General features: G+C 67.7%; 9 protein-coding genes. 1 reads left to right on the top strand and 8 read right to left on the bottom strand.

What is annotated here, in order from left to right; all coding sequences use genetic code 11:
* Window positions 1-53 precede the first annotated feature (53 nt).
* From ACWDU4_RS27830 to ACWDU4_RS27795, 8 genes are all read right to left on the bottom strand, one after another.
* Complete coding sequence (locus ACWDU4_RS27830; protein ID WP_450117194.1) at window positions 54-1,343, bottom strand: NAD(P)/FAD-dependent oxidoreductase; 1,290 nt, start codon at window positions 1,341-1,343, stop codon at window positions 54-56.
* A complete protein-coding gene (locus tag ACWDU4_RS27825) occupies window positions 1,330-1,650 on the bottom strand; it encodes a 2Fe-2S iron-sulfur cluster-binding protein (protein ID WP_450117193.1) in 321 nt (106 codons plus the stop codon). The genes ACWDU4_RS27830 and ACWDU4_RS27825 overlap by 14 nt, the downstream gene beginning before the upstream one ends.
* 10 nt (window positions 1,651-1,660) lie before the next feature.
* The gene (locus ACWDU4_RS27820; protein ID WP_450117192.1) at window positions 1,661-2,788 is read right to left on the bottom strand and encodes a cytochrome P450; all 1,128 of its coding nucleotides are present in this window, start codon (window positions 2,786-2,788) and stop codon (window positions 1,661-1,663) included.
* Between the two features lie 179 nt (window positions 2,789-2,967).
* On the bottom strand, window positions 2,968-3,876 hold the full coding sequence (locus ACWDU4_RS27815; RefSeq protein WP_450117191.1) for an SDR family NAD(P)-dependent oxidoreductase: 909 nt from the start codon (window positions 3,874-3,876) through the stop codon (window positions 2,968-2,970).
* A 38-nt stretch (window positions 3,877-3,914) separates the two neighbouring features.
* A complete protein-coding gene (locus ACWDU4_RS27810) occupies window positions 3,915-4,862 on the bottom strand; it encodes an SMP-30/gluconolactonase/LRE family protein (RefSeq protein WP_450117190.1) in 948 nt (315 codons plus the stop codon).
* Between the two features lie 158 nt (window positions 4,863-5,020).
* Window positions 5,021-5,755, bottom strand: coding sequence for an ABC transporter ATP-binding protein (locus tag ACWDU4_RS27805; protein ID WP_450117189.1), 735 nt, complete (start codon window positions 5,753-5,755; stop codon window positions 5,021-5,023).
* Window positions 5,752-8,535 carry an ABC transporter permease subunit gene (locus ACWDU4_RS27800; protein ID WP_450117188.1) on the bottom strand — a complete coding sequence of 928 codons (2,784 nt, stop codon included), beginning with the start codon at window positions 8,533-8,535 and terminating at the stop codon, window positions 5,752-5,754. Before ACWDU4_RS27800 ends, ACWDU4_RS27805 begins: the two co-directional genes overlap by 4 nt.
* Before the next feature lie 44 nt (window positions 8,536-8,579).
* Window positions 8,580-9,818, bottom strand: a complete 1,239-nt coding sequence (locus tag ACWDU4_RS27795; protein WP_450117187.1) for an ABC transporter substrate-binding protein — start codon at window positions 9,816-9,818, stop codon at window positions 8,580-8,582.
* A 514-nt stretch (window positions 9,819-10,332) separates the two neighbouring features.
* On the opposite strand from ACWDU4_RS27795, the gene ACWDU4_RS27790 reads away from it, so the two are divergent.
* Window positions 10,333-10,622 (top strand): FAD-dependent oxidoreductase (locus tag ACWDU4_RS27790; RefSeq protein WP_450117186.1); only part of this gene is annotated, 290 nt, incomplete at its 3' end.

Raw genomic sequence — 10,622 nt, 5'->3', positions numbered from 1 at the left:
CACCACCCGGTCAGGGTCGTGCCGCCTCGTACTTCCCGACCCCTCGCGGAGGTTCACCCACCGCGAGGCGATGCGAGCAGCTTCTTCAGCGGAACTCCGTTGTCCGACAGTTCATCCGGTGTGGGACGAGTACCGCGGGCGAGAGCCGTCCGCAGCGCGACGAAGTCTGCCGGCGAATTGACGCACTCGGCGGCGACCAGTGCGTCATCCTCGAAGTACAGGGCGACGCGGCGCTGCGGTTTGTCCGGGTCGGTGCGCACCACGACCTCGGCGTGCGCACCGACCAGCCCGACGATCTGCAGCTTCCACGATCCCTGATCGGACCAGAACCACGGCTGGGGACGGTCCGGAACGTCGTGACCGAGCAGCGTGGCCGCCGCCGCGTTCGCCTGCTCGGTCGCGTTGTCGACCGATTCGAGGCGAACCCGCCCGCCGTCGCGAGTCTCCTGGACAGTGCAGTCGCCGATCGCAATCGTGCGGCCGTCCGAAGCCAGGCAGTGTTCGTCCACGACGACCCCGCGCTCGCACTTCAGGCCGAGTCGGTCGGCCAGTTCCGCGCGTGGCTCGGCCCCCACACCCACGAGGACGGTCGCCGCCGGAATCTCGCGGCCGTCGGCGAGACGGACCGCACGGATCCGGTCGCCGTCGACGACGATCTCGGTGGGCGTGGCGTCGAGGAGCACCTCGACACCCATGTCAGCGTGGGCGGCCAGTAGGAACTCCGCCGTCCCCGCGCCGACCGCCCGCCCCATCAACCTGGGACCGGCCTCGACGACACTGACGTCGGCGCCGAGACCGCGAAGGGTCGCGGCCACCTCGAGACCGACGAAGCCCCCGCCGATCACCACGACCGGCCCGCACCCGACCCGCTCCGCGAGCCGATGAGCGTCGTCGAGTTCGCGAAGCACCAGCACGTCACGGTGACCGGAGCCGGGCATCTCCAGCCGGCGCGCGCGGGCGCCCGTGGCGAGGACCAGCCGGTCGAAACGCCGCGTTTCCCTGGGACCGTCGGCGCGACGCATGTGCAGCAGCACGCCGTCGCCCTCGCGCTCGACCCGTTCGACAACGGTGCCGAGCAGAAGCTCGACACCGTTGTCGGCGTAGTGGTCTGCGGCCCGCAGCACCAACGAACCCGCTGCGGCGTCCCCCTTCAGCCACGCCTTGGACAGCGGTGGCCGCTGATACGGCAGGTGGGGTTCACCGCCGATCAGCGTCAGCGCACCCGCGTAGCCACCTGCGCGCAACCGGTCGGCGAGGTGTACCGCCGCGTGAGAGGCACCGACTACCGCCACGCTGCCGGCATGTTCTCCGGCACCCCGGCCGTTCTCGTCACGCCTGCTCATCGGGCACTGTCACGTGTACATCGATGCCGTCGCGGAGGACCAGCTGACACGACAGCCGCGACGTGTCCTCGCGGTCGCTGGCCGTGCAGTCCAGCATGTCGTCCTCGTCCTCCGTCGCAGCGTCGAAGTACTGGTGGTCGTCCGCAGCGAGGTAGACGTGGCAAGTCGCGCACGAGAGTGTGCCGCCGCACTGGCCCACGATCCCGGTCACGCCGTTCGTGACCGCCGCCGACATGACGGAATCACCTACGGCCCCGTCGATCACACGTTCCGAGCCGTCAGGCTGGGTGTAGAAAACCTTCGGCATCTCCGAACTCCTACCAGGTCACCGGGACGTCGACGACCGGCTCGGTGAGAAGGTTCGTGTCGACCGCCGGTTCGCCGGCCAACGTCAGCCCCGGCATTCGCTTGAACAACTCCGCGATGGCCACCTGCATCTCCATGCGCGCCAGCGGCGCACCCAGGCAGTGGTGCAGGCCATAACTCAGCGTCAGGTGCGGGTTCCCCTCGCGCCGCACGTCGAACTTCTCGCCGTCGGTGACCGCGACCCCGTCGTGGTTCACCGACGCCGGATCCACGAGCACGGCCTCACCCTTGGCGATGACGTGCCCGTCGATCTCGACGTCCTCGGTCGCGACGAATGGGACCAGACCGCCCCCGCCGGTGACGCTGTCACCGAACGCCATTCGCCCGTGCCGCAGGATCTCCTCGACCGCGGTCGGGGCGACACCGTCGACGTCCTCGAGCAGGACCTTCAACTGGTCCGGGTTCTTCAACAGCGAGAGCGCCCCGAAGCAGATGAAGTTGGCCGTGTTGTCGAAACCGCCGATGATCAACACCATCGCGATCGGCAGGATCTCCGCGTCGGTGAGGGTGTCGTCCTTGTGCTGCGCGCTCGTGAGGTCGCTGAGGAGGTCCTCCCGGGGGTTCTTCCGCCGCTCGTCGATCAGGGCCATCATGTATCCGACGAGTTCGGTCATGTTGGCCACGACCTCTTCCTCGGGCATGTTCGCCACGGCGAGGGTCGCCGAACTCCACTTCTGGAACTTCGGCCGGTCCTCCGGCGGCACCCCGAGGAGATTTGCCAGCATCTGGATCGGCAGAGCGACGGCATAGTCGTGCACCAGGTTCGCCGGAGCACCCTTGGCCATCATCTCGTCGATCAGGTGGTTTGCGAATTCCACCGCCGACTCCCGCATGGCACGTACACGTTTGGGCGAGATGGACTTCTGCACGAGCTTGCGCAGCTTGGTGTGCTGCGGCGGATCCTCGAACTGCAGCGTCGTCTTGAGGAACTCGGGGAACTCGACGAAGTACGGCACCACACGCTCACCGGTGCGGAACGGTTCGCGCACGAAGCGCGGATCGCCGAGCATCTGCCGTGCGGCGGCGTTGCGGTGGATGACCCAGACGTCACCGCCGAACGGCATTGTCATCTTCGTCATGGGCCGCTCGGCTGCGATGGCGACATACCTTCGGGATGCTTCGTTCACACTCACCGGCCCGAAGGGGTAGGCGGTGTCCACTGTCTCGGTGGTGGTCGTGGAGGTTTCGGTAGAGCTCACGGTACTTCTCCTGGTGGAGTCTTCGAGGTGGGGATGAGCCGATGTCGTGGAGGTTCGGGTCAGGACGACGCCGGAACCTGGGCGGGTGCCACGATCTGCGGGATGGCGTCGGGGGTGATCGCCATGATCTCGTCGAACCGCTCGGCAACCGTCTCGACGGTGAGAGCGGGGTCGTGGATCCCGACGGTGTTGAGGATGGCGAGGCGGTTGACGATGCCTCCCGCGACGTTGAACACCTCACCGGTGACGCTGCACTCCGGGTGGACGAGGTAGGCCGCCACGGGGGCGACGTGCTCCGGGAGCAGCTGGGTGCGCATGTATTCCATGACCTCCGGTGAGAGCGTGTCGGCGGCGGCCTCGGCCATCCGCGTGCCCGCGCCCGGTGCGATGGCGTTGACCTTGATTCCGGCCTCGAGCCCCTCGAGTGCGAGGTTCCGGGTGAATCCGAACAGCGCACCCTTCGATCCGCCGTAGTGCGACATGCCCGGATTGCCGAGCATGGCCTGGGAGATGGTGTTGACCACCCGGCCCGCCGGCGACTTCAGCAGGTGCGGCCAGGCGGCTCGGCACAGCCTGATCGAACCGAAGTAGTGCACATCGAGGTGTCGCTGATACTCCTCGTACGGGACCTCGTCGAATGGCGCGGTGCGGACGATGCCTGCGTTGTTGATCACGGCGTCGAGCTGACCGAACGCGGACAGTGCGGCGTCGACCAGCGCGACGGCTCCGTCCTCGGTGGAGACGTCCGCGGAGCACGCGACGGCCTTGCCGCCGGCGGCAGTGATCGCGTCCACGACCTCGCGGGCAGGGTCGTCACCGTCGACACCGGAGCCGTCGATGGCCGCCCCGAGATCGCCTACGACCACCGCGGCGCCGCGCGAGGCGAGCAGTTCCGCGTGCGCGCGGCCGATACCGCGTCCCGCGCCGGTGACAACAACCACGCGGTCGGTGAAATCCAGTTCTGTCATGTGAGTCTTCCTCGGAAAGTGAAGTGGCCGGTGCAGTGTCAGGGTCGGGTCACGCCGCCACGGTTCGACACGTCGGCAACCCAGATGGTGCCCAGTGCCTCGCGTGCGGACTTGTCGAAGTCGAAAACCTCGACACCGACGGTCATGTGAAGGGTGGAACGATCAGGGCCGCCGAGCAGGCACGCCGACGCGACACCGTTCTCGATCGGCACCGGAATGGCATCCGTCATGCCCTCCTCGGTGAAGCGGGCCACGTAGCCGCTGCCGGGCATCGCCGCCCAGACGCCACCCTCCTCGTCGAGTCCGATGCCGTCCGGCATGAACGGGCAGGACGCGAAGAGCCGCGGATTCGACAGCGATCCGTCGGCCGCGCGGTCGATCACCGTGATCTTCTGGGCCATCACCTCGGCGGTGTAGACCTTCGTGCCGTCCGCGCTGATCGCGATACCGTTGGCGCACACCAGCGGCCCGACTTCGTCCGCGGTGTGCGCGGTGCCGTCGGGCTCGACGACGATGATGAGAGACGGCACCGGCTCGTCACCGGCGAACAGGTTGAATCCGAGTTGTGTGACGTAGGCGCGGCCGTCCGCGTCGACGACCATGTCGTTGGTCGCGGCGAGCGAGAACTCGGACAGATCGGCGTAGACGGCGAGGTCGTCCGGGCCGTTGCCGCCGTGAACGAGCACCACTTTCTCGTGCATCGAGTTGACGATCAGCCGTCCATCCGGGAGCCATCCGAAACCACCGAGGACGATCGGCACCTCGGTGTTCTCCCGACGGGCCGAGGCGTCCACAACGACGGTGGCGTTGCCCTCGTCATCAAGGGTTTTCACGGTCGCGGTGTACATGTCGGAGAACCAGAAGGCGCCGTCGTGCCAGCGAGGGCACTCCGGCCACGAGAAACCCCCGGCGATCCTGCGGGGCTCGACGATGCGCGCGCCCGACTGCGCGACAGCAGCGGCGGTGTCGGCAACTACGTTGGTCATGTGAAGCCTTCCAGTGAGGGCGAGAAGGACACAGTGGTCCTGGGTTGATTCGCCGGGTGACTGGCCCGGATCGAGAGCAGTGAACTGTGTCACAACAACTTTCGCAATGGACGATATGTTCTGCGGTGGGCCGTGGTCGGGGGCCTCCCGCTGAGCGGTCAGCCCGCTGCCGGGAGGTCCGATGCCACACCGAGATAGGCCCGCTCGATCCGGGTCGGATCGTTGCGGAGCGCGGCGGCCGAATCGGTCAGCGCCACACCGCCGTGCACCAGCACGGCGGCTCGGTCGGCTGTAGCGAGCGCGAGGTGTACGTGCTGTTCGACGAGCACCACCGCCATCTCCCGCTCGACCGCAAGCCGGCGCAGCACGGCGAGGATCTCGTCGACGATCACGGGTGCCAGGCCCATGCTCAGCTCGTCGATGAGCAGCACCTTCGGCCGCTGCAGGATGGCCCGCCCGATGGCGAGCATCTGCTGCTCGCCGCCCGACAACCGTCCCGCCGCGACGCCCAGCCGCTTCTCCAGAGCCGGGAAGTACCCGAGCACCTCGCCGACGGCCCCGGAGCGGCGGCGACGGTCCGCGACCGCGAGACGCAGGTTGTTGGTGACACTCAGTTCCCGGAACAGGGCCCGGTCGTCGGGAACGAGCACCATCCCCGACCGCACCGCGTCGCGAGGTCGACCGCCGACGAGGTCCCGTCCGTCAACGGCGACCCGGCCGTCGAATCGCGGCAGCATCCCCGCCAGCGACAGCAGCAGAGTCGTCTTGCCTGCCCCGTTGGGTCCGAGCAGACAGGTGATCTGCCCCTTCTCCACGTCCAGGCCGATGCCACGAATACAGGGACGCTGCGGGAGATAGCCCGTCGTCAGGCTCCGAATCGTCAGTGCGGTCACGGGTGCGCCTCCTCGTTGGCAGGGACGGTTGCGGCGAGTTCGGGAATCGCCTCGTGGGCCGGATCCACCTCTTCTGCGGGCAGGCCGAGATATGCACTGATCACCCTGGGATCGGACCTGACCTCGTCGGGCGTCCCGCAGCACACCACCCGCCCGAGATCGAGCACCACGACCCGGTCGCAGATCGTGAGCACCAGCTCCATGTCGTGGTCGACCAACAGGATCGAGGTTCCGGCGGTACGCGCATCCCGCAGGCGCTCACCGAGCCACCGACTCTCGGCACTGTCGAGACCGGCGGCAGGCTCGTCGAGCAGTGCGACCTTCGGCGCGGAAACCAGAACGCGGGCGATGGAGACGAGCTGGCGACGACCCTGGGAAAGGGTTGACACCGCAGCGTCCGCGTCATCGGTCAGCCCGACCGTCGCCAGTACTCCCCGCACCCGGCCCGCAACGTCGGAAGCCGAGCCGGACCGTCCCGCACCCACCGTCACGTTCTCGGCAACGGAGAGATCGTCGTAGAGTTCGACGTCCTGGAAGCTGCGCCCGAGCCCCAACCGACTGCGCCGATGCGGGCGCAACCCGCTCACGTCCGTACCGTCGAGGACGACGGTGCCGGTCGACGGCGCGAACCCGGTGATCGCGTCGATCACGGTGGTCTTGCCCGCACCGTTCGGGCCGATCAGCCCGACGATCTCCCCGGGGCGGACGTCGAACGTGACATCCTGTGCCGCCTGCACCGCCCCGTAGGCGACCCCGAGCCCCTGCACGGACAGGAGCGACTCGCCGGGTCCGGCCGAGACAGTCGGCGCGACAACGGTGTTCACGCCGACCGGGGCACGGTTCGATGCCGCGCGCCGGAACGTGGGCAGCGGGATCGAGGGCAGCCTGCCCGCGATGCCGTCGGGGCTGGTCATGACCGTGACGACGAGCAGGATGCCGCTGATGACGGCGTAGTACTCGCCCATGTGCAGGAACCGGTCGACCAGCAGATAGAGCACACCGCCCGGAGCGATGAGGCCGGCGATGATCGCTCCGGTGATCGACGTGATGCCGGCGATGTACATGACCGCGAACAGCGTGATTCCGAGGAACACGGTGAACGGTTCGGGTGTCGCCAGAGTCTGCTGGTAAGCCATCAGTGAGCCGGCGAGACCGGCGAGGAACGCACCGATCGCGAAGGCCGCGAGCTTGGTCCTCGAGACGTTGATCCCCGAGGCCGCCGCCGACCTCTCGTTCGCCCGGACCGCAAGCATGTCGGTGCCGAGACGGCTGCGCCGCAGCCACGCGACCGCGAGGGCCGACGCGAGAAGCACCGCGAGGCACAGCAACCCGAACGCCAGCCGCGGGTACGCCTCCCCGGCTCCGATCCCGAGGTCGAGACCGAACAGCCTCGGGGCATCGACGGGCGCGCCCTGGACGCCCCCGTTCAACTGAGGGTTGCGGAACCAGAACGCCTCCAGGAAGACCGCCAATGCCAGCGTCACCACGGTCAGCGGCAGGCCCCGGACACGCAGCGCCGGAAGCCCGATCACCACCCCGATGACCGTTGCGAACAGGGCACCGATCAGCGGTGCGAAGGGGAAGGGGATGCCGAGGTGGGTGTTCAGCACGCTGATCGAGTAGGCACCGACCCCGGCCAGGGTGAGCTGCGCCAGGGACACCTGCCCGGTGTATCCCGTGACCACCACCTGGGACAGCGCGACGACCGCGAAGATGACGCTGCTGATGATCGCGGCGCGGTAACTACCGCTGGCCAGCAACAGGGCGACAACGGCGGTCGCGACGGCGAGCAGGGTGGGGCCGAGAATGCGATCGGGGCGTGGGGAGCGACCCAGCGCCTGCCGTACGACGCTGCCACGATCGGGCAACGGCCGTCCCTTGACGACGAGGAACACGAGGATGAGCAGGAGCGGGATCGCCTCCGCCATGCCGGCGTGGGGAAACCAGTCGAACGTGGCCTGCAGGTTGATCATCTCGGCCTGCAGCGAACCGATCGCGATGCCGGCGACGACCGTGAGCCAGATCGAGCTGAAGTTGCCGACCAGTGTCGCGGCGAGCGCCGGGACGATGAACATGGAGTAGGCGATGGGATTGAGGGCGACGATCGGCGCGATCAGGATGCCCCCCAACCCGGCGACCACCGAGGAAAGCGCCCAGTTGGCGAAGGCGATCTTGTCCGGGGACAGGCCGGTGAGGTAGGCACCCTTCTCCGATTCCGCGGCCGCCTCCGTGGCGATACCGAATCGCGTGAACCGGAACACGGCGGTCGCGACGAGAGCGATCGCGATGATTGCTGCCGCGAGCCAGATCCGGTCGGTCGGTGCCTGCCGGGAGCCGATGGAGATGCTGTCGAGCGCGAAGATCGGTTCGACGGCCACGATCTCGGTGCCGACGCGCAGGGCGATGAGTGCCTGCAGCACGATCATCAACCCGATCGACGCGACGGCCTTTGCGACGACCGTCGCGTTCCGCAGTGGACGGAAGATCAATGCGTAGAACAACACTCCGAGGATCGCGGCAACCACGAGCGAAATGGCCATGGCCGGGGCCACCCCAAGCGGTCCACCGAGGTCGACCGTCTTGGGGAGCCCCGGAATCGGGACCATCAGCTCACCCGTGCGCAGCAGCGCGTAGGTGTATGCGGTGTACAGGGCCACGGCACCCGTGGCGAAATTGACGACACCCGAACTCTTGAATGTCATCACGAGCGCGAGCCCGATGGCGGCGTACACGGCACCGTTGCCGAGGCCGAGCACCAGGTAGGCGAGATGGTCGGTCATGCTTCTTCCTTCAGTCGATCACATCCCTCGAGGGCGTTGCCGTGCTAGCCGGTGACCGTCAGGTCCACCGGGATGCCCTGCTCGTTGATCTCGCCGATCAGCATCTGTCGCGAGCAGATCGACGGCATCATCGGGAAAGCCGTTCCGTTGCAGCTGAAGGTGATTCCGCCGCCCGCGGGCATCTCGACGTCGGTGGCGCTCCGCAGCGCGTCACGAATGGAGGCGGAGTTGACGTCGCCGCTGATACCGGACGTCGCGGCGGCCAGCGCCATCACGGTCTGGTACCCGGTCGACCCGTAGCCGTTCGGGGACAGGTCGGGTGCATACTCGGCGAAGATCGACCGGAACAGTACCGAGTCGGGGCGGTCGGACAGCGCGTCGGTGGCAGTGATACCGATGTTGCCCTTGACGTTGGCGATTCCGATCGCCTTGACGACGTTCTCGTCGAGGCAGGTCGGAATGAGCACCTTCTTCATCGTCGGCGCGGTGGTCTGGACCGCCTTGAGCACCGAGGTGCAGGTGGCGGCGTCGCCGATGAAGCTCACGCCGTCGGGGTCCTTTGCCAGTCCCGCCGTGACGACCGGCGTCGGGTCCGGGGTGCCCAGGGCCACCGGGACGACATCGAGCGCGACACCGAATCCCTGGAAGATCGGCTGACCCATCTGGTCGATCATGGCGGCGATTCCACCGCCGTCGCTGGCGAACATGGTGAACTTCGCCATGCCCTCCTGCTTGGCCGCGGTCGCGGCCGCCGTCAACGTGCCGGGCAGGCCCGCGGAGAGGGAGGCAACGTCGGGTGAGGTCAGCTCGATCGGCGCGACGCCGTTGAGGGTGACGTACGGGATGCCTGCACCGAGCACGATCGGCACGATCACCGGTCCTTGGGACGTGCCCGGGGACAGCACCGCGGACACCTTCTGCTCGACGAACTGATTCGCACAGGCGCTCGCCGAGGTCGGCTCCTCCTGCTGCTTGCACACCACCAGGTCGATCGGCCGACCGGCCAGCCCGCCTCCGTTCTTGTTGAGGTACTCGACCGCGGCCTCGGCACCCTCTCGCATGTCGGGAATGGACACCGCGGCGCCACCCTCGGTCGACACGAAGCCGATCTTCACTGCTTCGCCGCTCGCGGGATTGCTCGGCAGAGCGGAGGTGGACGCTCCCGCGACACCGGCGTCAGCCGTCTCCTCGTCGGCACATGCGGTGCCGAGCATTCCGACAAGCAGCAGCGCACTCGCGCCGGCAACAGCGCGCACGCGCCGTCCTCGACTGACTGGGTTCATTGCGTGGACTCCTTCACAGGGTGGTGACGGCACCGTGGGGGCGTAGCGCTGGACGCCTTCGACCACCTGCAGTGATGCACGTCACTCTTTGAATGTGAGCGGTGATTATCAGGACACCGAGTGCCTGCGTGGCGCACCCCCTCCCGCTGAACGGGAGGCCCATGCGACCGGCCTCCATGTTCGCCGAACGTGACTCACCGACCGCCGCGAGCAGTTATAGCCTGCAACGAAATTGGGCACACACCGACATACACAGCGCGCCTCCCGACCAGCGGGAGACCACCAACCCACGTGCGCCGGCGCCGACTATCGTCCAGCGGCTGTCGACTCACGAATCACACCCGCGCTGCATCGCGATCCGCAGGACCCCACTCCCCCGCACCCACCCCCAGGCACAGCACATACCGCCGCAGCAGGAACGAAACAGATTTCAGATCAACGTGATTCACGCCCTCGAACCGTGACCGCGCATGCTCTGCGCCACAGATCCGCACAACCAACGAAGGGACACACCATGCCCGAAGCGACGCCGATACACCCGATTCGCCGAGATCACATCATGGAATGGGCGTACGAGGCGGACGTCGTCGTCGCGGGTTTCGGTGTCGCCGGGGCGGCCGCCGCGGTCGGTGCGGCACAGGCGGGGGCCGATGTCCTGGTGCTGGAGCGGACCGGAGGCTGGGGCGGCGCGGCCGCGATGTCGGGCGGTTTCATCTACATGGGCGGCGGCACCCCGCTGCAGAAGGCGTGCGGGTTCGAGGACACCGTCGACAACATGAAGGCCTTCATGAAGGCGGCGCTCGG

The organism is Rhodococcus sp. NPDC003348, assembly GCF_053589375.1.
Note: the sequence above shows the minus strand (reverse complement) of the source record. Positions and strands in the feature narration are given on the sequence as shown.